The 26,526-nt window shown below is 69.6% G+C and carries 24 protein-coding genes; 9 read left to right on the forward strand and 15 right to left on the reverse strand.

Annotated elements, in window-relative coordinates:
• Window positions 1-1,211: 1,211 nt before the first annotated feature.
• Genes tmk through ETD86_RS17770 form a run of 10 tightly spaced genes read right to left on the reverse strand, consistent with a single transcriptional unit; the run spans window position 1,212 to window position 10,407 of the window.
• Window positions 1,212-1,853 carry a dTMP kinase gene (gene tmk, locus ETD86_RS17725; protein ID WP_138667261.1) on the reverse strand — a complete coding sequence of 214 codons (642 nt, stop codon included), beginning with the start codon at window positions 1,851-1,853 and terminating at the stop codon, window positions 1,212-1,214.
• Complete coding sequence (gene pyrF / locus ETD86_RS17730; protein WP_138667262.1) at window positions 1,843-2,679, reverse strand: orotidine-5'-phosphate decarboxylase; 837 nt, start codon at window positions 2,677-2,679, stop codon at window positions 1,843-1,845. The genes tmk and pyrF overlap by 11 nt, the downstream gene beginning before the upstream one ends.
• Entirely contained in the window at window positions 2,676-3,488 is an 813-nt protein-coding gene (locus ETD86_RS17735) for a hypothetical protein (RefSeq protein WP_138667263.1), read from the reverse strand. The genes pyrF and ETD86_RS17735 overlap by 4 nt, the downstream gene beginning before the upstream one ends.
• A complete protein-coding gene (locus ETD86_RS17740) occupies window positions 3,485-4,789 on the reverse strand; it encodes a dihydroorotase (protein ID WP_138667264.1) in 1,305 nt (434 codons plus the stop codon). Before ETD86_RS17740 ends, ETD86_RS17735 begins: the two co-directional genes overlap by 4 nt.
• Window positions 4,782-5,624 carry an iron-sulfur cluster-binding protein gene (locus tag ETD86_RS17745; protein ID WP_138667265.1) on the reverse strand — a complete coding sequence of 281 codons (843 nt, stop codon included), beginning with the start codon at window positions 5,622-5,624 and terminating at the stop codon, window positions 4,782-4,784. The genes ETD86_RS17740 and ETD86_RS17745 overlap by 8 nt, the downstream gene beginning before the upstream one ends.
• On the reverse strand, window positions 5,617-6,897 hold the full coding sequence (locus tag ETD86_RS17750) for a Zn-dependent hydrolase (RefSeq protein ID WP_138667298.1): 1,281 nt from the start codon (window positions 6,895-6,897) through the stop codon (window positions 5,617-5,619). Before ETD86_RS17750 ends, ETD86_RS17745 begins: the two co-directional genes overlap by 8 nt.
• A 2-nt stretch (window positions 6,898-6,899) precedes the next feature.
• Window positions 6,900-7,334 carry a type I phosphoribosyltransferase gene (locus ETD86_RS17755; protein ID WP_138667266.1) on the reverse strand — a complete coding sequence of 145 codons (435 nt, stop codon included), beginning with the start codon at window positions 7,332-7,334 and terminating at the stop codon, window positions 6,900-6,902.
• Between the two features lie 56 nt (window positions 7,335-7,390).
• The gene (locus ETD86_RS17760) at window positions 7,391-8,185 is read right to left on the reverse strand and encodes an IclR family transcriptional regulator (protein ID WP_138667267.1); all 795 of its coding nucleotides are present in this window, start codon (window positions 8,183-8,185) and stop codon (window positions 7,391-7,393) included.
• On the reverse strand, window positions 8,182-9,420 hold the full coding sequence (locus ETD86_RS17765) for an MFS transporter (protein ID WP_138667268.1): 1,239 nt from the start codon (window positions 9,418-9,420) through the stop codon (window positions 8,182-8,184). Before ETD86_RS17765 ends, ETD86_RS17760 begins: the two co-directional genes overlap by 4 nt.
• A gap of 45 nt (window positions 9,421-9,465) precedes the next feature.
• Entirely contained in the window at window positions 9,466-10,407 is a 942-nt protein-coding gene (locus ETD86_RS17770) for a dihydroorotate dehydrogenase (protein WP_211370117.1), read from the reverse strand.
• Window positions 10,408-10,669: 262 nt separating this feature from the next.
• Here ETD86_RS17770 and ETD86_RS17775 point away from each other — a divergent pair, with 262 nt between their 5' ends.
• Genes ETD86_RS17775 through ETD86_RS17795 form a run of 5 tightly spaced genes read left to right on the forward strand, consistent with a single transcriptional unit; the run spans window position 10,670 to window position 17,179 of the window.
• Entirely contained in the window at window positions 10,670-11,422 is a 753-nt protein-coding gene (locus ETD86_RS17775; protein ID WP_138667270.1) for an SDR family NAD(P)-dependent oxidoreductase, read from the forward strand.
• Window positions 11,419-12,027, forward strand: coding sequence for a GTP cyclohydrolase II RibA (gene ribA, locus ETD86_RS17780; RefSeq protein ID WP_138667271.1), 609 nt, complete (start codon window positions 11,419-11,421; stop codon window positions 12,025-12,027). The genes ETD86_RS17775 and ribA overlap by 4 nt, the downstream gene beginning before the upstream one ends.
• 27 nt (window positions 12,028-12,054) lie before the next feature.
• Entirely contained in the window at window positions 12,055-13,656 is a 1,602-nt protein-coding gene (locus ETD86_RS17785; RefSeq protein WP_138667272.1) for a nucleotidyltransferase family protein, read from the forward strand.
• Window positions 13,657-13,667: 11 nt separating this feature from the next.
• Window positions 13,668-15,425, forward strand: coding sequence for an ABC transporter ATP-binding protein (locus ETD86_RS17790; protein ID WP_170223131.1), 1,758 nt, complete (start codon window positions 13,668-13,670; stop codon window positions 15,423-15,425).
• Window positions 15,422-17,179 (forward strand): ATP-binding cassette domain-containing protein, encoded by a 1,758-nt coding sequence (locus ETD86_RS17795; protein ID WP_138667274.1) that lies wholly within the window; start codon window positions 15,422-15,424, stop codon window positions 17,177-17,179. The genes ETD86_RS17790 and ETD86_RS17795 overlap by 4 nt, the downstream gene beginning before the upstream one ends.
• Before the next feature lie 128 nt (window positions 17,180-17,307).
• Here the strand turns inward: ETD86_RS17795 and rpmF are convergent, their stop codons facing one another.
• The 4 genes from rpmF to ETD86_RS17815 are packed head-to-tail and all read right to left on the reverse strand — an operon-like array spanning window position 17,308 to window position 18,171.
• The gene (gene rpmF / locus ETD86_RS17800) at window positions 17,308-17,475 is read right to left on the reverse strand and encodes a 50S ribosomal protein L32 (RefSeq protein ID WP_138667275.1); all 168 of its coding nucleotides are present in this window, start codon (window positions 17,473-17,475) and stop codon (window positions 17,308-17,310) included.
• Between the two features lie 2 nt (window positions 17,476-17,477).
• A complete protein-coding gene (gene rpsN / locus ETD86_RS17805; RefSeq protein WP_138667276.1) occupies window positions 17,478-17,777 on the reverse strand; it encodes a 30S ribosomal protein S14 in 300 nt (99 codons plus the stop codon).
• Window positions 17,777-18,013 (reverse strand): 50S ribosomal protein L28, encoded by a 237-nt coding sequence (rpmB, locus tag ETD86_RS17810; RefSeq protein ID WP_138667277.1) that lies wholly within the window; start codon window positions 18,011-18,013, stop codon window positions 17,777-17,779. The genes rpsN and rpmB overlap by 1 nt, the downstream gene beginning before the upstream one ends.
• Window positions 18,013-18,171, reverse strand: a complete 159-nt coding sequence (locus ETD86_RS17815; RefSeq protein ID WP_138667278.1) for a 50S ribosomal protein L31 — start codon at window positions 18,169-18,171, stop codon at window positions 18,013-18,015. Before ETD86_RS17815 ends, rpmB begins: the two co-directional genes overlap by 1 nt.
• 116 nt (window positions 18,172-18,287) lie before the next feature.
• Here ETD86_RS17815 and ETD86_RS17820 point away from each other — a divergent pair, with 116 nt between their 5' ends.
• Both ETD86_RS17820 and rpsR read left to right on the forward strand, forming a co-directional pair.
• Complete coding sequence (locus ETD86_RS17820; RefSeq protein ID WP_138667279.1) at window positions 18,288-19,418, forward strand: CobW family GTP-binding protein; 1,131 nt, start codon at window positions 18,288-18,290, stop codon at window positions 19,416-19,418.
• The gene (rpsR, locus tag ETD86_RS17825) at window positions 19,415-19,642 is read left to right on the forward strand and encodes a 30S ribosomal protein S18 (RefSeq protein ID WP_138667280.1); all 228 of its coding nucleotides are present in this window, start codon (window positions 19,415-19,417) and stop codon (window positions 19,640-19,642) included. The genes ETD86_RS17820 and rpsR overlap by 4 nt, the downstream gene beginning before the upstream one ends.
• Before the next feature lie 427 nt (window positions 19,643-20,069).
• Here rpsR and ETD86_RS17830 read toward each other — a convergent pair whose 3' ends face one another.
• Window positions 20,070-21,953 carry a heavy metal translocating P-type ATPase gene (locus ETD86_RS17830; RefSeq protein ID WP_211370118.1) on the reverse strand — a complete coding sequence of 628 codons (1,884 nt, stop codon included), beginning with the start codon at window positions 21,951-21,953 and terminating at the stop codon, window positions 20,070-20,072.
• A 151-nt stretch (window positions 21,954-22,104) separates the two neighbouring features.
• Between ETD86_RS17830 and ETD86_RS17835 the strand changes: the two genes are divergently transcribed.
• Entirely contained in the window at window positions 22,105-22,464 is a 360-nt protein-coding gene (locus tag ETD86_RS17835; RefSeq protein ID WP_138667282.1) for an ArsR/SmtB family transcription factor, read from the forward strand.
• Between the two features lie 250 nt (window positions 22,465-22,714).
• Window positions 22,715-26,455, forward strand: coding sequence for a WD40 repeat domain-containing protein (locus tag ETD86_RS17840; RefSeq protein ID WP_138667283.1), 3,741 nt, complete (start codon window positions 22,715-22,717; stop codon window positions 26,453-26,455).
• The last annotated feature ends 71 nt before the right edge of the window (window positions 26,456-26,526 follow it).

Here is a 26,526-nt window from a genome sequence, read left to right on the forward strand (position 1 = left end):
CTCGGCCGCCTACACCGCGGACGGTGAGCTGGCCCTCCTGACCACCGAAGGAAAGCTGCGCTGGCTGGCCCATTAGGCGGTCGCGCGCGAAACTCGTGGCGACGTCGATGGTCATCCCGCGACAATGACCGACGTGGAGAAGGCCGAGGTCGTCATTGCCCATCACAAGTGCGCGACCTTGCCCGTCAACGAGGTGTTCCTGAGGATCGACGCTGATCAGAGGGCGGTTCGCGGGTCTACGCCTCTGATGTCACAGTGTGATCGAGCGGATCTGTAGCGTTATGCTTGGCCGGTCGGCATGGATGTGCTGGGATGACCGGATGAGTGAGCGCAAGCCGTATGCCAGCGACTAGTCCGAAATCGGTCAGTCACCCGGGCATGCGGCAGCGAACTCCGGCGTACGACGGTGCTTCGGGGTTGACGATCCGCTCGGGTGTCAGGCGGCTGGTTCGAGGATGACCCGGTAGCCGAGGACTTCCAGCTGGCGGATGTGGTTGCGTTTCTTGCGCTCGGGGCCGAGCCGGTTGGCGTAGAAGTCGGCGCCCAAGTCGATGAAAGGGCCTCGGGATCGACAGCAGGTGCCAGATGACGGTCAGGATAGAACGGCTGACGGCGACGATGGCGCGTTTGTTGCCCCGGCGGCGGGCGATCCGCCGGTAACGCTCGCCCAGGAAGGTGTCGCTGCGTCCGGCTAGGACGGCGGCCTTGCCCAGGACGCGGGCCAGGTAGCGGGGCCGGGTAACGGTTGCCATGCCCAGTCGATCACCTGCGGATCACCCGCAAGACTTTGCTCACCCTGGCCAACACCGGCCGGCCCACACGAGCGCGCGACCTCTGCCTGGCCCTGCGCCTGCCCTCTAGCGCGTAAGAACATCGACAACACCGCGCCAAGCTCAAGCGCCTGGCCGCCTGGGCATCCTCGCGGAGAGCAAGCCGGGACTGTTCGCTCAGCCGCATCCACAGCCCGGCGACGAGCCCCTTGACCGGCCTTCCTCTGCAGCGCAAGCGATCAAAGGGACATCAACTCGCGCGCCCGTTCTCGTTGTAGCTCGCTGGGCCAGGCGTCACGGCACAAACAGGGCGATCAGCGCACCGAGCGGAGCCGAGCACTGGCCGTACGCCGTGAGCAGGTTGTGGTCCGGACTCCCTGAAGGGAAGCGAGTGGTGATCTTCTACCGCTCGCCTCCTCGTTCAGAAAGTGCGGCGGACCGTCACGCGGTCAGCTGGGTTCGCCTTGGGTCGTGTTCGCGGAGTGCGCCGATCACCTGGTCGCGGACGGACTCGAGCGCCTGGGTGCCGTCGATGGTCACGTATCGCGGGGAGGCGCCCCATGGCTGGGTGCGGAAGTTGTGGCGTACTCGGTCCATTCGGTCCAGATCGAGTTCTTCGCGTTTGCGCGACGATCCGTCCCTGGCGATGATCCTCTTGGCGGCCACGTCTGTGGGCACGTCGAGGTAGAGGGTGAGGTCCGGCTCGGGGGCGTAGCGGTTGAGCTCCATCAGCCAGCCGAGGTCGTCGACGCCCCGGGCGAGAAAGTAGCTGTAGGTCGAGTAGACGTACCGGTCCGTGACGACGGAGGCGCCGCGTTCCAGCGCGGGGAGCACGGTGGTCCTGATGTGGCGCAGGCGGTCGAACGCGGCGAAGACCGCCAGTTCGGGTACGGCGAGCGGGCCCGGGTCGGCCATGTCGAGCATCGCCCGGACCGCCGGATCGCCGCGGTAGAGGTCAGAAGGCTGCCGAGTGCGCACGACTTCGCCTTCGGACGAGAGGTAGTTCGCGACCGTCTCCAGTTGGGTGGTCTTACCGCTGCCGTCGATGCCGCAGACGGCGACGAAGTAGCCCCTACGCGACATGTTCCAACGCCTCTCTGCATTCGTCGGACAGGAGCCTGATGCGCTTGGCCAGCGATGCCGGGTCAGGACCTGCTTCCAGGACGGCGCGGGATACGGTGACCACCACGCGATCCCCGCATCCGGCGAACCGCTTGGCGAGGTCGGCCGGGGTGGCACCTTGCGCCCCGAGTCCGGGCGCCAGGATCGGGCCGTTCATCGCTCGCAGGTCATGGCCGTCGGTCGGCACCGTCGCGCCGAAGACGACTCCCGCGCTGCCGAGAACGCCACGACGCGCGGCCTCGGCGTTGCGGCGGGACATCGCGTCCAGCAGGTCCTGTGCCACCGTCTGCCCGGTCGCGGACGTCGCGCACTGCACGTCCTCGCCTCCGGGGTTGGAGGTCCGCGCGAGGACGAACACCCCGCGTCCGCTCTGGTCGGCGGCGTCGAGGAGCGGGAGCATGCTCGTCACGCCCAGGTACGGACTGAGCGTAATGGCATCGATCGCGAACGGGCTGTCGGTGGAGAGGTAAGCACTGGCGTAGGCCTCGTTGGTGCTGCCGATGTCGCCGCGTTTGGCGTCGAGTATGACGACGAAGCCCTGCTCGATGGCTGCCGTGCACAACTCTTCCAGCACCAGGAGACCGCGCCCGCCGTACCTTTCGAAGAAGGCGATCTGCGGTTTCACGATCCCGGCGACGCCCCTGGCGGCCTCCAGCACCGTGAAAGAGAAGTCGCGGAGGGGGAGTCCCCAGTCGGCCAGGAGCCGCGGGCTGGGGTCGATCCCCACGCAGAGCGGGCCGTACTTGCCGATGCTCCTGGAAAGGCGTTCGCCGAAGGTGGAGGTCATCGTTCCAGCCCTTCGCGCTCGCCGTTCACGACCCGGGTCTGGAGGAGCCGCGACTCGCGGATGCAGTCTCCCGCGTCCAGGGTCCTGGTGGGGGCGAGGTTGCCCTGTTGGAGGCTACCGGACTGGATCTCGCCGTAGCGGTGGGAGAACGAGCGTGCCGGAGGGGCCGACAGCATCAAGGTCGCGAGCGGGCTGTCGACCGGGTTGGCCACCAGATGCGGCTCGTCGAAGTGCAGGAAGTGCGTATCTCCCGTCCTGAGGGTGTAGTGGGCGATGGTCCGCAGCGGGCACGCAGGCAGTTCCTGCACGCGCTTGGCGCCGCTGGCGTCCGCGTCGTACAGGCGGATCCTGCGCTGCCCCGCGTCGGTGGCCTCATCGGTCATGGGGCGGAAGTTCCACGCCTCCATCCGCCCCGTGAGCACCATCGAGCTGAACGACCAGCGGTGATCGTGAATCCACGAGTCCTTCGCGGTGCCCCACCAGATGTGCAGTCGCAGGTTCCACTTCTCGGCGGCGCCCAGGCGCATCATGGAGATCTTCGAGAACCCGTTGGCGTGCAGGTGCGACCTGCCCCTGTCCAGGGTCTCGGCGTGCTCGCCCGACTGCAACACCGACATCCACCCGCCGAGGAAGCGCGCTATGGCATGGGGGTCGGCCAGATGGTCGGCGAGCGCCCCGCCGGCGCGCAGCAGCGTCTCCTCGTTGTCCGACCCCTCTTCTGTGATGGTGCCGAGGTGGTCGCGCACTCGCCAGAAGAGGGAGGGAGAGGCGAGGTCTCCCTCCGTGGGGTGATGAACGTCAACGGTCACGTCGGTCCAGCTCCATTCAGCAGTCCGTGGTGGTCGTGGGTGATGCGGCCGTCGAGCATGGTGAGGACGGGCCGGTGAGTGAATGATCGTCCTGAGTAGGGGACGTTGCGGCTGAGGCTGAGTGAGTCCGCTGGCCGTACCTGCCAGGGCAGGCGCTGGATGAGCACCAGGCTGGCCGGTTCTCCGCGCTGGAGCGGCCGGCCGAAGCGCCGCCCGGCCCCGGCGATGTGGGCGGGTCTGACCGCCATCCGGTCGGCCACGTCGGCCCAGCCCATGGCCTCGGTTTCCACGAGTGTCTCCGCGACGACGGCCAGGGCCGTCTCCAGGCCGAGCATGCCTGGGCGGGCGCCGCACCAGGGCGGCGTCTTGTCGGCCGCGGCGTGCGGCGCATGGTCGGTGGCGACCGCGTCGATGATTCCCTCGGCGAGCGCGCGGCGCAGCGCGGCAACGTCCTCCGGGGCACGGAGCGGCGGGTTGACCTTGTAGAGGGGATCTCCTGTCAGCGCCAGATCGTCGGTGAGCAGCAGGTGGTGCGGGGTGACCTCGGCGGTGACCGCGATTCCCCGCGCCTTCGCCCAGCGCAGGACCTCGACCGCCCCGGCCGTGGACACGTGGCACACGTGGAGCCGAGCGCCTTCGTGCGCGGCGAGCACGCAGTCACGCGCGATGATCGACTCCTCGGCCGCGGCCGGCCATCCTGGCAGCCGCGTCAGGTCGGCGATCCGTCCGTCGTTCACCTGCGCGCCGACGGTCAGCAACGGGTCCTCGGCGTGCTGGGCCAGGACGCCACCCACGGCGGCGATCTGGCGTAACGCGTCTCTCATGAGCGCGCTGTGGTGAACGCACCGGCCGTCATCGGAGAACACGCGTACGGCTGCGCGTGAGGCGGCCATGCCGCGGATGTCGGCCAGCGCCTCTCCTCCGAGCCCGCGGGTGACCGCGCCTGCGGGAAGTACCGCGCACGCGGCGCCGGCCGCGGCGTGCGCCACCTCCTCCACCACGGCGACGCTGTCGGCGACGGGATCGGTATTGGCCATGGCGACGACCGCGCCGTACCCGCCTGCCGCGGCGGCCCGCGTCCCGCTCGCGACCGTCTCGGCGTGTTCTCCGCCGGGCTGGCGCAGGTGGGTGTGCAGGTCAACGAGGGCGGGCAGGGCTACCAGGTCCGTGCAGTCCACGCGGACCGCGGCCCGGTCGCCGACGTGCTCCCCGACCTCCGCGATGCGGCCTTCCTTGATGAGGATCCGCTGCCGTGGCCCGCCCAGCGGGCGCACGCCTTCCAGAAGCAGCCCGCTACGCATCGGCCCACCGGAACACCGGCCCGTCGGCGCACACGAGCGGCTCCTCGCTCGAGCTGCCGGGCAGGGATGAGGAGCACCCGTGGCAGTACCCGAGCCCGCAGGCCATGTGCGCCTCCAGCGAGACCTGGACCTCGGCGCCCCAGGCGCGGCCCAGGTCGCCACACAGATCGAGGAGCCGCCGGGAGCCACAGGTGTAGATCCGGTCCGGCGGTTGCGTGTCCAGCAGACGCGACAGCTGCGCGCCGATCCGGGCCGGGGCGCTGGAGGCGTCGGCGTCGTGGACCAGAAGCAGTGGATCCGCGCCCGCCCTGACGAATGCCTCGGCGCCGACGAGCGCGCCGGGGTGACGGCCACTGAGCACGGCGCGGACGCGGACGCCCCTGCGGGCGGCGGCCAGGGCGACCCCGGCGAGCGAGCATGATCCGATGCCACGCCCGACGGTCAGGATCGACTCGGCGTCGTTCACGGTGAATCCCTGGCCGAGCGGTCCGACGACAGTGATCCGCTCTCCCGCTGCCAGGCCGGTCATCAGGCGCGAGCCCGCCCCGACCACGCCGTAGACGATCTCGATCCAGCCGTCGCCCGCGTCCCAGTCGTAGATCGCCATCGGCCGTGGCAGCGCGGGGTGACTGTCGGTCCCGCGCGCCACCGTCACCATGACGAACTGCCCAGGCCGTACGCCGGCCGCGATCTCCGGCGCCTGCAGGCGGAGTGACCAGTAGCGATCGGACAGATGCGTGTTGCTCGTCACGAGCGCGAGGCCGGCGCGCGGCGCCGGCGCGGGCTGTCCCTCCACCGGTAGCAGCCGGCCTGCGGTAGAAATGGGGCTACCCATCGGCCGACTCCCCACCAATACGGTCGATTTCCAGCAAGCCGCGCAGCAGCAGGTCCACACCGACCGCCAGATCTGTCGTGCTGGTCCACTCGTCGGGAACGTGGCTCAGCCCGGCCCGGCTCGGGACGAACATCAGGGCGGTGGGCACGACGTGGTTGATCATCTGCGCGTCGTGGCTGGCGCCACTGGGCATCGTCATGTACGGCAGGCCAAGCGTCTGGCAGGCGTCCACCATGATCTGGCGGAGCCGGGGTGACAGCGTCGCGGGCGCGGAGTCGCCGATGGGCCTGCTCGTCACCGATGCCTGGCGCCTGGCGCAGATGTCCCTGGCCGTCCGGACGATCTCCGCGGCGGTCGCGCGCTGGCGGACGCCCTCGACGTCCCTGACGTCAAGCGTCAGAGTGGCCCGGCCAGGGATGGTGGTGATGCTCCCCGGCTGGACGTTCAGCACGCCGACGGTGGCGCGGGTTTCCGCGTGGTCCTCGTCGCTGGCCGTACGCTCCGCCAGGAGAACGATCTCGGCGGCCGCGGCCAGGGCGTCGGAGCGATGATCCATGGGGGTGCTTCCGCTGTGGGTGGCCCGCCCGGTGATCTCCATGGCCAGCCGGGTGCTGCCTGAGACCACATCCACGATCCCCACGGGCAGCCCCGCCCGCTCAAGCCGGTCCCCCTGCTCCACGTGGAGCTCGACGAACGCCGCCCAGTCCTGCGGCTGCCAGCGCGCCTTCCCGATCGAGCCGGCCTCGAGACCCACGGCCTCCATGGCGGCCGCCACGCTCACCCCACCTGCGTCCTGGTAGGTGTGCAGGTCCGCCGGAGTGAGCAGGCCGGCGACCGCCTTGCTGCCCAGGCAAGCCTGGCCGAAGCGGGCGCCTTCCTCCGCGGCGAAGGCGACGAACCTGAAGGGATGGCGGTGCTCGACATCGTGCTCCACCAGCAGGCGGGCCACCTCAACCGCGGCCACGACCCCGGCGATTCCGTCGAATCTGCCGCCGTGGGGCACGCTGTCCAGGTGTGAGCCGGTTGCGATGGCCGGCGCTGATGCGTCCGACCCAGGGCGCTCGGCGATGGTGTTGCCTGCCGCGTCGACGCGCACGTCGAGCCCTAAACCGCGCAGCCAGCTCGCGAAAAGATCGTGCGCCGCGCGCTCGGTCGTGCTGTAGGCGAGCCGCGTGACACCGTCGTCAGTGTCGCTCAGCTCGGCCAGGTCATCCAGCATGGCGCCGAGGCGTTTGGCGTCGGGCCGCGGCAGAGCGCGGCCCGTAGGCTCCATCGTCACGAGAGGTCAGCTCCGTCATCCGCAGGAATCGGCAGCAGCGAGAAGACAGGCAGGTCACCAAGCTCGGCCAGCGCTGCGGTCTCGATCAGAACGGCGGCGCCGACGACGTGGGCGCCGTGGTGCCTGGTCACCGTCGTCATCCCCTTCAGTACGGCGGGCCTGCGGAAGGCGTCGCCGAGCAGGAGCACGCGTGCCCCGGCGGGCAGTGCGTCCATCATGTGCACGATCCCTGCGGTTTCGCAGGCTCGAGCGACAGTGGCGCCCAGTTCCCGCGCCACGACGTGGGCCAGGACGAGGTCCTCGGGCGGCTCCCAGACCAGCACGGTGTCCGCCCCTGTGGAGGCCGCCAGCCGGGCGAGCGCGCAACCGAGCCGCTCGACGCCGGAAGGATCGACCAGGCCGCTGTACTGTGGCAGCTCGTCCTGTGGCACGCCGTCTGCCCGGTCCAATCCACCGCGAGCCAAAAGTGTCAGTGTTGCTTCGCGATTCATTCGAGTCCTCCGAGATCGGCGGAGAGCGCCGCTGACGTCTCACGCACGACTTTGACCACCAGATTCCAGTTGGCGGGGTGACGCATCCGCTGGGCCGGGCCCGCGACCGTCAGGCTCTGCCGCACCTGCCCCTCCGCGTCTCTGATCGCGCTGCTGACCGCCCGCACACCTTCGTCGAGCTCGCCCACGCACGTGTCGTAGCCGAGAGCGCGCACCTCCTTCAGGTGATCGAGAACCGCCTGGTGCGAGCACAACGTGTCGGAGGTGAAGCGCGGGAGCGAGGGGCCGAGGAGTTCGAGTACGTCGTCCTCCTCACGGTCGACCAGAAGGACGCGGGCGGCCGCCGCAGCGTGGAGTGGCATCTCCTGGCCGAGCCGGACGAACAGCCGGAGCGGGCGCCGGCCCTCGGCGATGGCGACACAGATCGCGCGGTCGTCCACGAGTTCGGTGACGAAGGCGGTCTCGCCCGCCGTGATCGCCGCCTGCGCCAGGAGCGGGGGTGGGGTGTGACGGAGCCGGTCCTCCCTGCGCGCCGCCTCGCCGAGGGCGAGCGCACCCGGGCCCGCGAAGTAGCGTCGCGTGCGCGAGGTACGGACGACGAACTCCTCCTGCACCATGGTGCTCAGCAGGCGATATGTGCTGGCGAGCGGGATGTCGAGCCGATCGGAGATCTCCTGCAGCGTCATCCCGGCCGGATCCTCGCTCAACAGGCGAAGCACGCGCAGTGCCCGCACCAGGGTCTGCATCCGGCCGGATCCCACCTCGCCGGCCGCCTGTCGCACCGGAATCATTCGAGCTCCATCCCCTTTCTCTCCGGGACGAGCGTCAGGGTTGTGGCCAGGGCCGCCAGGTAGATGAGCGAGAGCAGCCCGATGGCGAGGCTGAAGGAGTACTGGGCGATGATCAGGCCGATCAGCCACGGACCGAACCCGCCGACGCCCCTGCCGATGTTGAACAGGACGTTCTCGGCGGTGGCACGCGCCTGGGTGGGGTAGAGCTCGGCCATCAGCGCGCCGTACCCGCCGAGCATGCCGTTGACGAACAGGCCCATCACCACACCACCCACAAGCAGCGCAGTCGAGTCGGTGAGCTGGCTGTACACGAGAACAGAGAGTGCCGCGCCGACCTGGAACGTCGCCATCGCCGGTCGGCGGCCTACCCGGTCGGCGAACTGGCCGAAGATCACGATCCCGGCGGCCATGCCGAGGACGGTGGCCACCGTCCACAACCCAGACTTGGTCAGGCTGAATCCGAGCTGGGTCGACAGGTAGGTGGGCAGCCAGACCATGACGCCGTAGTAGCCGAAGTTCTGCACCGATGTGAGGATGATCATCGCGATGCTGCTCTTCGTCGTCGCGGCGTCGCGCCACAACATCCTGATCGGCGCGCTCCGCTTGTCGGCCTCGACGAACATCTGCGGCTCGCCGACCTTCCTGCGGAACGCCCAGGCGATCAGGGCGGGCAGCACGCCGAGCGCGAGCATTCCGCGCCAGCCGATGAGCGGCTGGAGGAAGATGCCGGCCAGTGCCGCGAGGAGCACGCCGAACTGCCAGCCCAGCGCGACCAGCGAGGTCGTGCGCGCGCGCTGCGAGGGGCGGCAGGCCTCGGCGGCGAGTGTCATGCCGATGCCGAACTCACCGCCGAGACCGATCCCGGCGACGAACCGCAGGAACACCAGCTGCTCGTAGCTCTGCGCCAGTGCGCTCAGGCCGGTGAACAGGCTGAACAGCAGGATGGTCCAGGTGAGCACGCGTACCCGGCCGTAGCGGTCACTGAGAATGCCGAAGACTATGCCGCCGACGACCGCGCCGACGAGTGTGAAGGTGGCGATCGCGCCGGCCTCGCCAGGGCTCAGCGCGAAGTGCGCGGTTACCGCGGCGAGCACCACGCTGACGATCAGCATGTCGAACCCGTCCATGGCGTAGCCGACCACGGCCGTGACGACGGCCTTGGTCGCGCTCTGCTCCTTGGCCGGACTCGATGGCGTGGAAGTGGGGCGGGATTGTTCTGACAGTGACTCACTCATCGAGCTCTCCAGGGAGATCACGGGGGTTCTGATGGGGGATGAGCGCTACTCGTTCATGAGCAGGCCGCGGGTGAACTCGCTCACGCGTCCCACGTCGAGGTCGCGGGCCAGCGGCCCGAGCTCGTCAAGGATGCGGATCATGGTGTCGGGCCTGGTGAACGTCGCGGTACCGACCTGCACCGCGCTCGCGCCTGCGAGCAGGAACTCCACGACGTCCGATGCGCGGGTGACGCCGCCACACCCGATGACGGGCAGGTGCGTCCCCTGCGCCGCCTCCCACACCAGGCGGAGCGCGAGGGGCTTGATCGCGGCCCCGGACAGGCCGCCGAAATTGTGTCCGAGTACGGGACGCCGCGTGGACCAGTCGATGGCGATGGCCTTGACGGTGTTGGCCACGGTGACCGCCGACGCGCCGCCCGCGGCCGCGGCGCTTGCCAGCTCCGCGATCGAGGTGACGTTCGGCGTCAGCTTGACGATGACGGGGCGGTCGGTCCGTGCGACGACCCCCTCGGTGACGCGGGCGACGGACTCGGGGTCGACGCCCAGCTGCGAGCCGTCCGTGTCGAGGTTGGGGCAGGAGACGTTGACCTCCAGCGCCGCGTACTCGGCGGGCGGCAACTCCTCGGCCACCTCCCAGTACTCCGACGGGCGCAACCCCCCGATGCTGACGATCACAGGGACGCCGATCCGCTGGTAGCGAGGCAACACCTCGCGCCGGAATCGATGCACCCCGATGCTCGGGATCCCCACGGAATTGAGCATCCCGTTCGCGCTTTCCGTCAGCCGAGGAGCGCGGTTTCCCGCCCGCTGACCGGAGAAGATCGTCTTTGTGACCACCGCGCCCAGGCGGTGCGCGGGGATGAGCTCGGAGAGTTCTGGGCCGAAGCAGCCGGAGGCAGGCATTATCGGGTTGTCCAGACGCAACTCGCCGACGGTCACGCCGAGGTCTACGCCCTGAACGACCACCGAACCGTGATCCTCGTTCACAGAATGCCTCCACATTTGGGGATGTGCACCCCTTCCTTGAAGGCATCCACAATGCGTGACGACTCGCTCGAGCGTCAACCCACAAAAAGCAGTTAACAAGAACGTAACACGTGTATTCCTCAGGTAAATCCTTTCACGAGACGGAAGGATCGCACCTGGCTTCCGTCGACGGAAATTCCACCGCCCGGCCGCAAGGCCTTGACAACCAGGGAGTTAACACTTAGTTTTTCGGCATTCATCGCTGATTTGTCGTTGGGGTTATATGTCCAGCACAGCGTTACGCAATGCAGCCAGGAACGAGCCGGAAGAAGGCCAGAAAAAGGGCCACGGACTTGTATTCGGCAGCCGTGGCGGAATCGGCTCAGAGATTTCCAGAATTCTTTCACACAAAGACATCAACGTGCACGGAATCGACCGTGCTGAAATGTCTGCCCATGGCATCAATGAATGGGCCCTGGATGTCACACAACCCGGCCTGGAAACCTGGCTGGAGGACCATTTCAGGAACCACGGCCTGCCTCGCTTCTTCGTGTGGTGCATCGGGGTCTACGACCGTCGCCCGCTGACCGAGTACGGGACGGTCAGGATGCGCACGGTGCTCGACACCAATCTGACCGCCCTGCTCGTTGCCCTCAGGACCGTGGTCGCCGCGGCCGTGGAGCAGCGTTCCCCCCTCCGCGTCGTGGTCGTCGGGAGCCAGGCGTCGGTGAACGGGGGGACGGACGCCGTGTACGCGGCGGCCAAGGCCGGGTGCGTCGCCGCGGTGAAGAGCGTGGCACGTGAGTACGGCCGGCACGGCATCACCGCCAACATCGTGAGCCCCGGCCCGACGAACACGACCATGGCCGAGGTCATGGGCGATGAGCGGCGCCGACACTACGAGTCGACCATACCGATCGGCCGCTTCACCGAGCCGCTGGAGGTCGCCGCAGCGGCGGTCTGGCTGCTCACCGAGGCGCCCCCTGCCATCACCGGAACCGTACTTGATGTCGACGGAGGGCTCGTCAGGCGATGAACGCACGGATACTCGAAGTCAGCCAGCCGGTTCAGGTCACCAATGCGCTCGGAGAGTTCGCGCTCACCGCCTATCTCATCGCCGAGGGGCAACGCGTCGACACCCACCTTGCGCTCACCCACGGCAACCTGACAGCCCCTGTGCCCATGCGCATTAATTCGGCCTGCCTGACCAGCGAAGTGCTCCAGGACAACCGGTGCGACTGCGCGTGGCAAATGTGGGAGTCATTAAAACGATTTGTCAGTCGCGGCCAGGGCATCCTCACCTACCACCCCGCCCACGAAGGACGCGGCGCCGGCCTGTTCCAGAAGATCCAGTCGTATGCGCTCATGGACCGCGACGGACTCACCACGGCAGCAGCGTTCACCGCACTCGGGGAGCCGCCCGACAGCCGTGACTACAGCGCTGCCACGGCGATCCTCGTAGCGCTGGGAATCGACGAGGTGGAGCTGCTGAGCAACAACCCGAACAAGATCGAGTCGCTCGTCATGGCCGGCATCAGGGTCACCGCCTCAGAACGCGTGATCGGCCGGCACAACCCGGCGTGGCGCCGATACCTGAACAGCAAGGCGGAAGCGTTCGGCCACCTGATCGAACGTGCCTGACCGAGTAACCCTCTTCCGGGAGAACATGTGGACATCGGCACTATCCTCCGCCGGGTCGGCGCCACGCCCACCACAGAAGACCGCCGGATCCACGTGGTGGAGCCACCGGACCGGACTGTGGAGGCGTTGCGCCGGCACCGGCTCACCGGCCAGGCCGCGATGATGGTCAAAGACGGGACGATCGAGGCCCCGCAGACCCTGACCGCCGAGATCCTGACCGCGCAACAGGCCACGGAGTCCCGCTGGGAGGCGAGTCTCGAGGAGACGGCGCTCATCCAGCGCCACCTGCACGACCACGGGATCAACAGTTACCTCGTCAAGGGTTGCGCCGCTCAACTGCTCACCGATGGCGTCTCGCCCAAGCGGTTCGGCGCCGACATCGACCTCGTCGTCGAGGGGCTCACCCGGCGCGACGTCGCCCGTCTGGTCGGCCCGCTGGCCGAGCTGGGATACGCCTCACGCCCCGATCACCCCTGCGGGCTGCACGAGGCCGGCCACTTCGGCTACACGGGGAAGGGCGGTCGGCACACGTGGCGCGACGGCGGGGAGGAATTCACCTTCGCCCTCGACATTCATCACGCGTTCCCCGTCTGGGGCTATCCCGCGCTCGACACGGTCGACCTCGACGTGCCCGGACCGATTCACATCGATCCCAACGGGGTTTGCGGCCCCGCCGACAAGGCGATGATCTCCTGGCGGGAGATGGCCGACAACGCCCACGTCATCGAGACCCAGTACGGCCCGATCACCACACTCGGCCCGGAGCTCACCGCCGTCATCGGATGCGCGAACGCCTTCCGGGATTACGTCAAACCGCACTGGTCCACGCCCCTCCGGGTCCATCTGGGCCACCTCGCGGAGATCGTCACGCTCGTGACCATGCCCGGCTTCGACGGCGGGAAGTTCCGCGCCCTCGTGGACCGGTGGTCCGCCCACGACTCGGTCTCGTTCACGACCCGGGTACTGATCGATCACCTGGGACACGCGCCTGACATCCTGCGCCGGCTTTCGACCACGCGGGTGATTCCCCACCACACCCTGTGGAGCCGGGATCACTACCCTGTTCTTCTCAAGACACCGGCGGTACTGGGCGACGTCGAGGACCAGATCTGGCGAACCACCGGGATGCGCGACCTGGCGGGCGAGCTCGGCGCCACCCGGCTTGACGCCACACCGTTCCTCTTGGGTGATGCGGAGTCGCGATCGTTCTCCCACCGGCTGCAGGGGCGGCACCTGCGAGCATCAGCATCGATCGTCTGGGGCCAGGAGACGCTCACCCTGACGATGGAGATCGACGACTCGGCGTTCTGGGGTGACGTGTGCGTGCTCGTGAACTTCGGCGACCCCGCGTTCGAGTTCTACCGCGGCGCCCCGTACGCCACTCAAAGGGTCCGCAACCGGGGGCTGAGCGGGCCCGGTGTCGAGGACGCCGTCGACCTGGAGTGGAGCAGGACGGGCGGCGGCCTCCTGTCGATGCGGGCCACGGTGCCGCTCGCCGTACTGCCCTCCCAACCTGAGCTCAGCGACGGTGAGATCGGGCTCATGCTCGGCCTGCAGGACATCGTGCCCGATGACCTGGGACGCAGCGCCTCGATCGTGGCACCGCTCCTGCTCGTCCCGCCCCTCTGATGCAGCGTGTGATGGAGGTTGCCAGGGAACGGGTGGCGCTGCTGCGGCTGCTCCGGTCAGCGGGCGGACTCACCGTTGCCGTGCTCGCGGGACTGGCCGCCATCGGCGTGGCCGCCGCGCCCGTCCTTGCGATCCTCGTCCGACACCTGGTCGACGCGATGGTGTCGGGCGCGCCGTACCTCTGGCCGGTCGCGGCGCTGGCGGGGGTCATGCTGCTGCGCCAGGCCGGGGAGATCGTGGGCGAAGCGGTCGACGCTGTCGCCCGCAAGCAGATCGACGGCGCGGTCCGCTCACGAGTGCGCCGCCTCACCCTGGCGCCGAGCGACATCACCCATCTGGAGGATCCCGCGTTCCATGACCTCGCGGCCCGCGCCGGGGACCAGGGGATCACCTGGCGCGTCAGGTCACCGGGAGCGGCGAGCGTAGGGCAAGTCAAGATCACGGTCAGGATGCTCGCCACGATCGCCACCGCCGGGGTCCTCGCCACCTACTTTCCGTTCCTCGCCCTCACCCTGCTCGGCGTCTCGCTGGCCATCCGCTGGATCATCCGCCGCCAGTGGATGTATCTGGAGTCGGTGAAGGACGCCGCCACGCCCGAACGGCGGAAGGTCGACTACTGGGCCGACATCGCCGCAGGACCGGAGGCGGGCAAGGAGATCCGGGTGTTCGGCCTGGGAGGATGGGTCAGCGAACGGCGGCTGGCCGCCCACTACGCCTGGATGGCCGACTACTGGGTGATCCGGCGCAGGGTGCTGCGCAGGCAGTGGACGACGGGATTGCTCGCCGCGGTGGCCGCGCTGCTCGCCCTGCTCGTTCCAGGTCTCGCCGCCCTCCACGGCGAGCTGAGCGTGGGCGAGCTGTCCTCCTGCCTGGTCGCCGCGTGGGGCGTTTTCGCGATCTCGGTGATGGGGCCGGAAGCGTTCGACATCGACTACGGGAGAACCTCTGTGACCGCGCTGCGGGCGCTCGAGTCCCGCCGTTCCAGCCCGCGTACCGGCGTTCCCGCTCCTGGCGGTGTGCCGGAGATCCGATTCGAGGGCGTTTCCTTCGCCTATCCGGGTATGCCGCGGCCCGTGCTCGACGGGGTCGACCTGACGATCGGGGCCGGGGAGCGTCTGGCCATCGTCGGAATCAGCGGATCGGGCAAGACGACGCTGGTCAAGCTGCTGGCCGGGCTCTATCAGCCCACCAGCGGGCGGATCCTGGTCGACGGCGTCGACCTGTGCGACCTCGATCCTCAGGGATGGCGTCGGCAGCTGTCGGTGCTGTTCCAGGACTTCGTCCGCTATCCACTCACGGCACGCGACAACATCACGCTCGCCGCGCCGGAGGCGTCTGGATCGGATGAGGAGATCTCCGCGCTCGCCCGCGAGGTCGTCGACCGGATCGACACGGTTCTGTGGCGTACCGGCACCGGCGGCCGTGACCTGTCAGGTGGCCAGTGGCAGAAGCTCGCGATCGCCAGGGTCAGATACGCGGTCTCGAAGGGCCGCCGCGTGGTCGTCCTGGACGAGCCGACCGCCCACCTCGACGTGCGGGCCGAGGCGGAGTTCCACGAGCGGGTGATCGGCGGCGTCGGCTCCGCCTCCGTCGTGCTGATCTCACACCGGCTTTCGACGGTACGGCCCGCGGACAGGATCGTCCTTCTCCGCGACGGACGGGTCACCGAGCAGGGCAGCCATGACGAGCTCATGGCCGAGGACGGCGAGTACGCACGGCTCTTCCGCCTCCAGGCATCCCGGTTCACCTCGGAAGGGGCCGCTCGATGAGTGTCAGAGAAACGGCCGGGATGGTCCGCCACACGCTGGCGCTGAGCCTTCGGGCCGACCGCCGGGTCACACTCGCCGTCGGCGTATGCGTGCTGGTCCAGTCCGGGCTGATCGCCGGGCTGGTCTCCGCGCAGCGGTGGCTGGTCGACTCCGCGGGTGCGGGACTGGTCACCGGCCTGGTGGCCGCCGTAGCGCTCGGCGTGGCCGTACATGTCTTCCAGCTCGTGGTGCAACGGGTCTCCCACAACTACCGCAACGACCTGTGCAACCGGATCATGATGTCCCTGGAACAGGAGATCACCGAGCGAGCGGCACGAATCCCCACCGTCGCTCATTTGGAACGGCCGGACTTCCTCAACCGGATCACGATGCTCCGGCGTGGCGCGCAGGCACTGACCGACACCGGCTGGGCCGCCGCCTACGCGTTGTCCGCCGTGATCAGCATCGGGCTCAGCCTGTGGCTGCTGACCGGCATCCACCCGGCGCTCGCGCTGCTCGCGGTGAGCGCAGGACCGATCCTGCCGCTGGCCAACCGGGCCAAGCGCCTCCAACGGGCCGCCATGGACGTCGCCGCCGAGCCCATGCGCCAAGAAGGCCTCATCCACGACCTGTTGCTCAAGCCCGAACCGGCCAAGGAGGTGTGGATTTCCGGCAACGGCCTCACCCTCGACGCGAAAGCCAACCTCCTCTGGCGCGACATCGCGCGGCTGGAGGCGCGCGCGAGGTTCCGCGGCCTCGGCGGCCAACTCGCCGGATGGGCTCTGTTCTTCGGCGTACTGGCCGGCACACTCCTGCTCGTCGGGCACCTGCTGCGCAGCGGCCAGGCCACCGCAGGCGACGCCGTACTGGTCATCTCGCTCGCCACCGAACTGCGGACACAGCTGTGGTTCGCCGTCGACTCCCTGACCAAGGTCGCCGACGGCGGCCGAGTCGCCGACCACCACCGCTGGCTCCTCGACTATCCCGCCTCGGACGAAGGAGCCGCCGCGCCCTCGGTCCTGAACAGGGGGATCGAGCTCCGCGACGTCCACTACTCCTACGGAGACGTCGAGGTGCTGAAGGGCATCACCCTGTCCATTCCGGCCGGCGCCTCGGTCGGACTCGTCGGGATCAACGGCGCGGGGAAGAGCACCCTGGTGAAGCTCCTTACCGGCGTCATCACGCCCACCTCCGGCCAGATCCTGGTGGACGGCGTCGACCTGCGGGACATCTCGCCGTCCTCCTGGGCGTCGGTGTGCACCGGCACCTTTCAGGACTTCCTCAAGCTCCAGACGCCTGTACGCGACGCCGTCGGCGTCGGTGACCTGGCAAACCCGGACCGGATCCGCGAGTCGATCGACCGAGCGGGCGCCGCCGCCCTCATCGCGGGTCTCCCCCACGGCCTCGAAACCCAGCTCGGCCGGATCTTCCACGGCGTCGAACTCTCCCACGGGCAGTGGCAGCGGCTCGCACTCGCCCGCGGCCTCATGCGCGAAAACCCCCTGCTCCAGCTACTCGACGAACCCACCGCCGCACTCGACCCCCAGGCCGAGCACGAACTGTTCGAGCTGTTCGCCGACCAGACGCGTGCACAGGCATCGCGCGGCGCGATCAGCGTGCTGGTCTCCCACCGCTTCTCCAGCGTCCACATGACCGACCACATCATCGTCCTGTCCGGCGGCCAGATCACCGAGAGCGGGACCCACACCGAGCTCCTGGCCGCCGGAGGCGAATACGCGGACCTCTACCAACTGCAGGCCCTCGCTTACCACTGACCCAGGCGGAAACCACTGCCGCGGCTGGCGGGTGGTGATCAGTCCTCCCGGCCGAGCGGCCACCGGGCATCCTGCCGTGCTGCCATGTGCGCTGTCCACGCACGGCTGGTGCCCGGTGGCGGTTCGCCTCAGTCGGTCGTGATCAGTCCCCGCTGGTAGGCGCGAACGAGCGGCCGGGGCACGAGCAGCTGCCGGCCGTTCACGGTGATCGGGACGAGATCGGGTGCGGTGGCCTTCCACTGACTGCGCCGGTGCCGGGTGTTGCTGCGCGACGTCTTGCGCTTGGGTACGGCCACGGCTACCAGCTCGCCTTCGTGATGCCGGGCAGCTCGCCGCGGTGGGCCATCTCGCGGAAGCGCACGCGTGAGAGGCCGAACTTGGTGAGGTGCCCACGGGGGCGACCGTCGACGGAGTCGCGGTTGCGCACGCGGGTGGCGCTGGCGTCGCGCGGCTGGCGGGCGAGCTCGCGCATGGCCTGGTCCCGTTCCTGCGGGGTGCCGGTGCGGATGATCTCCTTCAGCGTGGCACGCCGCTCCGCATAGCGCTGGACCACGGCCTTGCGCCGCTCGTTGGCGGCGATCTTGCTCTTCTTGGCCATCAGATCTTCTCTCCTCGGGCCCGGATGCGGGCGATGGCCTGCTCGATGCCGATCTTGTCGATGGTCTTGATCGCGCGGGCGCTGAGTGTGAGCCGGACGTGGCGGCCTTCGCTGGGCAGCCAGTAGCGGCGGCTCTGGATGTTGGGGTTCCAGCGGCGGCGGGTGCGCCGGTGGGAGTGGGAGACGTTGTTGCCGAAGACCGGCTTGACGCCGGTGAGCTGGCAGTGCGCGGACATCAGGTCCTTCCGTAGCGCTGGTCGAACCGCTCGACGCTGCCGTCGGTCCACTCGATCGTCTTGTCGCTCGTGATCGTGGAGCGGGCGAGGAAGGCGAAGTCCACGCCCGGGTCGCGGAAGACGACCCGGCGGTGACCGGGGTGGATGCCCTTCTTCATCGCTCCTCCTGCAAGCAGGACGTGCTGGCGGATGGTCTGGTCAAAACGGTTCCTTTCCACTTGCGAATCATGCCATGATAACGACAATGGTTTTCATTTTGTATTGAGGAGGTCTTGTGCCCATCCCTGTCGCCCTGGTCGCGGGCCTGCACGCCAGCGCCCGGGCCGCCGCGGTCGATCGGCTGTTGCGGCGTCATCCCGGCGCCGTCGCCATCCACCACGATCTGCGCCCCATCGACGCAGGGCGCATCCAGCGCGTGGTCCGCGACGTCTCCGGCACGCTGGACCGCGCCGAGATACGCCTGGCGCACGGCTGCATGACCTGCACCGTCCGTGAGGATCTCCTTGCCGAGCTGCTGCGCCGCTCCACCACGGCGTCCCTGCTGATCGTGGACCTGTGGGACTCGGCCGAGCCACGCCCGGTGGCCGAGGCCCTGGCCGGGCCCGAGGCGTCCGGCCGGCTTCGCCTGGCCTGCGTGCACACCGCGCTGGACGCCGAGCACATGCCCGTGGACATCTGCCGGGGCGACCGCCTCAGCGAGACCGGCCAGGCGGCCGGAGGCGACCAGCGCTTCCTGGCCGAGGTGCTGGCCCGGCAGATCGAGTACGCCACGAGCCTGTCCCTGCACGGCGGCGACGCCGAGGGCACCGAGCTGGCGACCGCCGTGCTCGGCCACCTGGCCCCGCACACGCCGATCCTCACCGGACCCGAGATCTCCGACGCCGCATGGTGCGTGCACGAACTGGCCGAGCGCGTCGACCCGGCCACCGCCCAGCTCCCCGCCGACGCGCAGACGGGCGAGATCACCACACTCGCCTGGCACCGGCTGCGCCCGCTGCACCCGATCCGGTTGTTCGACGCCGTGGACGAGCTGGTCACCACGACGGTCCGCTCCCGCGGCCGGTTCTGGCTGGCCAACCGGCACCCGCGCATGCTGGCCTGGGACGCCGTGGCCGGGGCGGTCTCCGTGCAGGACGCCGGGCCGTGGCTGGCCGCGTTGCCCGAGGCGGCCTGGGACCTGGTCGCCCCCGCCCGCCGCGCCGCCGCCGCGCTGGACTGGAACCCGATCATCGGCGACCGCGTCCAGCACCTCGTCTTCACCGGCCCAGACCTGGACCGCGACCGCATCGTCTCGCTGCTCGACTCGTGCTTGATCGACCACGACGACGCCCTGCCCGGCGCCGCGGAGTGGGCCGGCCACGACGACCCGTTCGCCCCCATGCTGGATCTGAAGGAGAGCGCGTGAAGCCCCGCCGTACACCCAGAAAGAAGACCAACCCGCTGCTCGGCATCGGCCACATCGACTACAAGGACACCGGCCTGCTGCGGAAGTTCATCTCGGACCGAGGCAAGATCCGCAGCCGCCGGGTGACCGGCGTGACCGTGCAGCAGCAGCGGCAGATCGCCCGCGCCATCAAGAACGCCCGGGAGATGGCCCTGCTCCCCTACTCCTCCCGCGAGGCCAGGTGATCACATGACGGATCAGTACGAGCGGTCCGCCGAGTTCGTCGACGCGATGCTCGCGCCCCACTGGACGGTCCTGGGACCAGCACTCGCCGAGGCGCCACGCGGAGCCCCAGGGCCATGCCGTGGACGTCGGACTCGCCGCCGGCCAAGAGCTCAGACTGCGTCCCATCGGCCCATGAAGCACAGCAGACCGGCCTGGCTCCCGTTGTGGCAAGAAGGCTTCACTGCAGCGTTGGAGTCGGTTGCGCACGCGGATGGCGCCGGCGCCCCGCTGAAGAGCGGTCGCGTGAACGTGCCGAGCATCGGGGAGTTCGCCGGCCGCGCCCGGGGCAACCCCGGCCGATCCCCGGCGGGCAGGACCCCGTCCGGCTGACCGGGTTCACCGTGCCATCCGCTCGCGAGAATGAGTGGCATCTCGCGCGCATCGGGGTCATGAATCCATGACGGCTCGTCGCCAGGCGGCATCGCGTAGCAGGCGCAACCCGTTCAGCCCGACGATGACGGTCGAGCCCTCGTGTCCGGCCACGCCCAGTGGCAAAGGCAGTTCGCCGAACAGATCCCAGGCGACCAAGGCGCCGATGAAGGTGGCGGCGATGATGAGGTTGGCCACGACCAGGCGCCGCGCCCGTCGCGCGAGGGCGATCACGGCGGGCACGGCCGCCAGCTCGTCGCGGGTGATGACGGCATCGGCGGTGTCCAGGGCCAGGTCGGATCCTGTGCCGCCCATGGCGATGCCCGTGTGGGCGGTGGCGAGTGCGGGGGCGTCGTTGACGCCATCGCCGATGAGCGCCACTCGGGCGCCTGCCTGTTGAAGGTCGCGCACCGCGCCGGCCTTGTCCTCGGGCAGCAAGCTCGCACGGACATCGGATATGCCGACCTGCTCGGCCAACCTGCGCGCGGTCACCGGGTTGTCGCCGGTGAGCAGCACCGGCACCGTTCCCGTCAAGGTGCTCAAGCGGGCGACGGCGCCGACCGCATCCGGCCGCACTCGATCGGACAGACTGAGCAAACCGGCCGGAGCTCCGTCCACCAGCACCGCCACGATGCTCTGTCCGTCGCTCTCGAGTTCGGCGACGACGTCGTATGCCGGGTGATCTGCCATCAGGCGGTCGGGACTGCCGACTTCGATGTGTCGTCCGTTGACGCGAGCCCGGACACCGCGTCCCGGCATCGACCCGAAGTCCTCGGCTGCGGGCAGCGGGAGGCCGGCCTCTTGTGCCGCCCGCACGATGGCGCCGCCAAGGGGATGCTGCGAGTTCCGTTCCGCCGCCGCTGCCACGACGAGCAGTTCCTCTTCGTCCAGGTCGGCACCGGGCAACGTGTGCAGACCGGTGAGGTGCGGGCGGCCCTCGGTCAGGGTTCCGGTCTTGTCGAAGGCCACCTGGGTGACCGCGCCGAGCTGTTCCATCACCACGGCGGACTTGATCAGCACGCCATGGCGTCCGGCGGTGGCGATCGCGGCCAGCAGCGGCGGCATGGTCGCCAGCACCACGGCGCACGGCGACGCGACGATCATGAAGGTCATCGCCCGGAGCAGGCTGTCCTGCGGACTCACCCCCCACAACAGCGGAATCGCGAACACCGCGACGGTGGCCGCGACCATGACCACGGAGTAACGCTGTTCGACTTTCTCGATGAACAACTGCGTCCTGGCCTTGGTGGCGCCGGCCTGCTCCACCATGGACACGATCCGGGCGATCACGGTGTCGGAGGCCGAACGGGTGACCCGGATCCGCAGCGCGCCGGTGCCGTTCAGGGTGCCTGCGAACACCTCGTCACCGGGTCGCTTGCTCACCGGCAGTGCTTCGCCGGTGATGCTCGCCTGATCCACCTCGCCGGCACCACCGACAACCTGCCCGTCAGCGCCGATCCGCTCCCCGGGCCGGACCAGGATCACGTCGCCGACCTGGAGGAGCGCCGCCTCCACCGTCTCCTCGCCGGCCTCGGTGAGGCGGGTGGCGCGCTCCGGGGCCAGGCTCAGCAGGCTGCGCACGGAATCCTCTGTGCGCTTGGTGGCGATCGCCTCCAGCGCACCAGAGGTGGCGAAGATGACGATGAGCAGAGCACCGTCGAACACCTGCCCGATGGCCGCCGCACCGATCGCCGCGACGACCATGAGCAGGTCGACGTCCAGCGTCTTCTCACGGAGCGCCCGCAGCCCCGACCAGCCAGGCTCCCAGCCTCCAGCGGCATAGCTGAACAGGTATAGGGTCCACCACAGCCAGGGCGCGGCGCCCGCCAGTTGCGCGATCCCGCCGAAGGCGAACAGCGCGGTCGCGGCGCCGGCCCAGCGGACCTCGCGCAACGACCACATACCGGTCCACCACGACGGTCGCCTCCTGCCGGCGGGCGCAGGCTCAGTTCGCGGAGACGAGGACGTTCTCAGATCAGTTGGCACACTGGCATCGTATATGCGTATACACGCAGATACGCAAGCAGCGTTGTTCGGAGATATGCTGGTGAGCATGCATACGTCGCTGCCGGATTTCGACATGCCCACCGAGGAGCAGGTACATCTGGCCGCCGAGTCCTTCCGGCTCCTGTCCGATCCCACCCGGATCAAGATCCTCTGGGCGCTGCTCCAGGGCGAGTCCTCCGTCGCCTGTCTCGCCGAACTCGCCGACGCCGCCCCCACCGCGGTCAGCCAGCACCTGGCCAAACTCCGCCTGGCCGGGCTGGTCAAAGGCCGCCGCGAGGGCACCTTCGTGTACTACACCGCCGCCGACGAGCACGTACGCCGACTGCTGGTCCAGGGCCTCTACCACGCCGACCACATCGATCGCGACGAGGCTCCCAGGCCCGCCCGAACCTCACATCACGAGTAGTCTCACCGCTCCTGTGATCACGGCGGCGAACTGCCGGGGCTGGTCTGGCACCGGTGCTCGGTGTCGTTTTCACCGTCACGTCCTTGTCGGCGGCATTCTGCCGGCCCTGGGCGGCTGGAGTCGCGTACGCACGCGGGCGGCGTCAGGCAAGCGCTCCGCGACCGCATCCGGTAGGAGACCTTGACGCCTGCCGTACTGGACGAGCATCTTTCTGGCGAGACCCTTCCCCGTCACCAGGAACGCGGAACCCATGCCAGATCTCCCGAAGGACAAGGTCCCGCGTCGCTGGGCCGGGCTCAGATGGCTGGTGATCCTCCCTGTCCTGCTCGGAGTGCTCACGGCCGCCGCCGAACTGTCCGGCATCGACGCCCCCGGACCCGCGACGGTCGCCCTCTGGGGCGCGGTGATGGTCACGGCTGTCTCGATGGGGCTGTTCGAGCTGGTCAAGGGGGCAAGGGAGCGCCGCCTGGAGCTGACGGGCCGGTCGGCGGAAGACAGCCGCCGGCTCGCCGAGCTGCGGACTCACTTCCAGCCGCGCGGGCAGGGTGTCCTGCCCTCGTGGCCGAGGCGGGGTTGGTACTTCACCGGGCGGGAGCGCGTCCTCCGCGAGCTGACCGGGTGGTTGGCGGCTGCGCCGGGCGCCGACCATCGGGCCAGGCTCGTCGTCGGGGATCCCGGCTCTGGCAAGTCGGCGGTGCTCGGCAGGATCGTGACGCTCTCCGACCCTGCCCTGCGACCCGCGGTGCCCCTGCAGGTACTGGCCGAGGCCCCGCCCGGCACGCTGCCACCGGTCGGCTGCGTCCGCGCCGCGGTCAACGCGCAGGGCAAGACGCCCGCCCAGGTCGCCACCGAGATCGCGGCCGCTTTGGAGCTGAGCGCCGGCACCCCGGCCGAGCTGGCCGCGGCACTCGCCGAGCGCGAACTGGAGCCCGCGGGCATCGTCGTCGACGCGGTCGACGAGGCGCTCGAGCCGGCCAAGCTGGTCTACGAGCTCCTGGAACCGCTGGCCGCCGGCGCTGCCCGCACGGGTGTCCGGCTGCTTGTCGGAACCCGCCCCGGAACCGACCGGCACCTCGTACGCAGGTTCGGCAACGCGGCGATCGAGTTGGACCTCAACAATCCGGACTACTCGGAGCTCGGCGACCTCGTCACCTACGTACGGCGCTGCCTGATGGCCGAGGACGACCCGGACGTGCCCAGCCCCTACCGCGACCGGCCGGACCTCGCCGCGACGGTGGCGGCCGCGGTCGCCTCGCGGGCGGGGCAGAGCTTCCTGGTCGCCCAGCTGACCAGCCTGTCGCTGGCGGGAGCCGAGCGGGCCGTCGATGTGGAGTCGCCCGGCTGGAGCGATCGTTTCCCTGCCACGGTCAGCTCCGCAATGGACCAGTATCTTGACCGCTTCGGCGCCCACCGCCGGCGGGCTCGGGACCTGCTGATGCCGCTGGCGTGGGCGGAGGGCCCGGGTTTGGCTGATCGTACGGCGTGGGCCAGGATGGCCACCGCGCTGGGAACCGCCTCCTACACCGAGGCCGACGTCTCCTGGCTGCTCCGCGACACCCTCGCCACCGACCTCCTGCGGCGTACCGCACTGGCGGGCTCGGCACACCACCGTCTCTTCCACGCCGCCTTGGACGAGCACCTGCGCTCGCTGATCGAGGACGAGCGGGACCCTCGCGACATCCACGCGAGCATGGCGGGCACCCTGGTGGAGCTGGCTCCGTCCGACTGGCAGGAGGCCGACCACTACACCCGCCACTACCTGGTCACCCATGCGGCAAGAGGAGCGGTGCTCGATCCCCTCCTGAGGGATCCGGGTTTCCTCGTCGCCTCCGACCCGGGCCGCCTGCTCCAGGCTCTCGACGCGGCGCGGTCGCCGCAGAACCGGGCCGTGCTGCTCGCGCTCCAGCGGGTGAGCGCTCAGCTGCTGGTCAGACCCGCGGCCGAGCGCGCGTCGTACCTGGAGATGGCCGCGCGCAAGAGCGGTCTGGCGGAGCTGGCCGACGGCATCCGCGCCCTGCCCGCCGACCGGCCCTGGTCGGTCGCCTGGGCGCACTGGCGGCGGATCGCGGACGGCCGGGTGCTGGCCCGCCATGACGGCTACGTCCAGGGGCTGGCGATCACCCGGCTGCGGGGCCGACAGGTGATCGTCTCCGCGGCGGCGCGAGCGGTCCACGCGCACGACGTGCAATCGGGGGAACTCGTCGCGGACCTGCCGGGCGACTGGCCCTCCCCGATCATTCGCCTGGCCGCGCTCCCCGACGGCGGCCGGGTCGCCACCGTCCACGAGGACGGATCGGTGCTCCACTGGGATCTGGGCACGCAGGCGCGGTCCGGCCCCGGGTTCGCCACCGATCCGGGGGGCGACGACGATTCGCTGAAGATCTTCTCGCTCGGCGGCGACGCCCGGGTCATGGCGAGCATGGGCGCTGACGGGACTATCCGCGTGCGTGACCTCGCCACCGGCGACCTCATCGCCGAACCGTTCCGGGTAAAGCAGGCCCACAGCCTCCTGGGCGGCGGGTTGGCGGGCGGCCGGGCGCTGGTCGTGGTGCTGATGTCCGACCTCGCCTACGTGCAGGTCTGGGACCTGCGTTCGCATCAGCCGGTCGGACCCGCCTTCGCCCCTTACGGCACCGACGTGGAGGAGGGGCGGGAAGCCACGGGGCACGCGCTGATCATCGAGACGGACGGCCGTCCGGTCGTGTTCCTCTCCGGCAGGAACTGGCACCCCTGCCTGCTCTGGGATCCGGAGCGGAATGTGCCGCTCGGAGAGCCGTTCGAGGGGCATGAGATCGGTTCCTGGACCGTGGACGTCATCCCGTGGAAGCGGGGCCGCCTTTTCTGCACCGGTGGCGGCGACGGCACGATCCGGTGCTTCGAGTGGCCGGCCGGCGGCCTGGCCGGCCAGCCGCTGCACGCCCATGACGGGGCCGTCGACCACGTGCTGTTCGCCGAGCTCGACGGCAGGCCCGCCATCGTCTCCGGCGGGCGCGACGGGCTGGTCAGGTGGTGGCCGCTCGCCGCCGACCTCTTCGTCGCCGGTCAAACCGGACCGTATGTGCACGACCTGACGGTCGCCGAGGTGGCCGGGTTACGTCTGGTCATTGGGCGGGAGCCCGACCTTGCGGTGCTGCGTTCCTGGGACCTGGCCACCGGCGAGCACGTCATGGACTGGCCGCTCGGCGAGGCTGATCGCGTGGTCCACCTGGCGCCGCTCCCTCGCCTGGCCGTTGGGCTGCGCAAGGGCGGCCTGAGGGTTTTGGACCTCGAAACGGGCAGCCCACTCGGCTCCCCGCAAGTCTCCGACACCGGGGAATGGACCGACCTGGGCCTGATGGAGATCCGCGGCCGGTCGACGCTCGCCATTGCCTGGTCCGACGGAACCCTGCACCTGTGGGACGTCGTCGACGAGCGTTGGTGGCGGCCCCCCCTCCGCTGTCACACCGGCCCGTTCTTCTTCACGTACGGCTCGGTCGGCGGTGTGGCCCACGCCGTCACCTGGGCGGACGGCGAGGCCGCTCCTCTTCTGTGGAACGTGGAGGACGCCTCGCGCGCGACGGAACTGGAGGCCTGCCGCCACGATCGCCACGACCCTGTCAACTCCGGCTACTGCCTGGGCAGCATCGGCGACCGTCCCGTGATCGTGCTGACCGGGGGATTCTCGCACGTCGACGTGTGGAATGGGGAAACCGGCCGCCTCGACGTCTCCGGGACGCTCCACGATGGTCACGCCATGGCGCTGGGACGCGTCCGCGTCGCCCGGCTGGTCGGCCGGGACTGCGTGCTGTCCGGCGGCTACGCGGGGGCGCTCGCGATCTGGACTCCTGACGGCTCAATCGCGCGGATCATCGAGGTCGGCGGTCCGATCTGGTGGATCGTGCCGGCCGGCGAGTCGCGGATCGTCGTGTCGGGACTGATGGGGATGATGGCCATCGACCTCGCCGACGACTACTTCGACCGCCCCGAACTCCGGGTCGACCTGCGGCTGTAGCCACTCCGCCTCGGTGGGGCCCGCCTGGCTCGGGCGACAGGAGGCGAGACCGCGCCCTGAGCCGCATGGGC

The sequence above is a fragment of the Nonomuraea turkmeniaca genome (genome assembly GCF_005889735.1).
Lineage (GTDB): Bacteria > Actinomycetota > Actinomycetes > Streptosporangiales > Streptosporangiaceae > Nonomuraea > Nonomuraea turkmeniaca.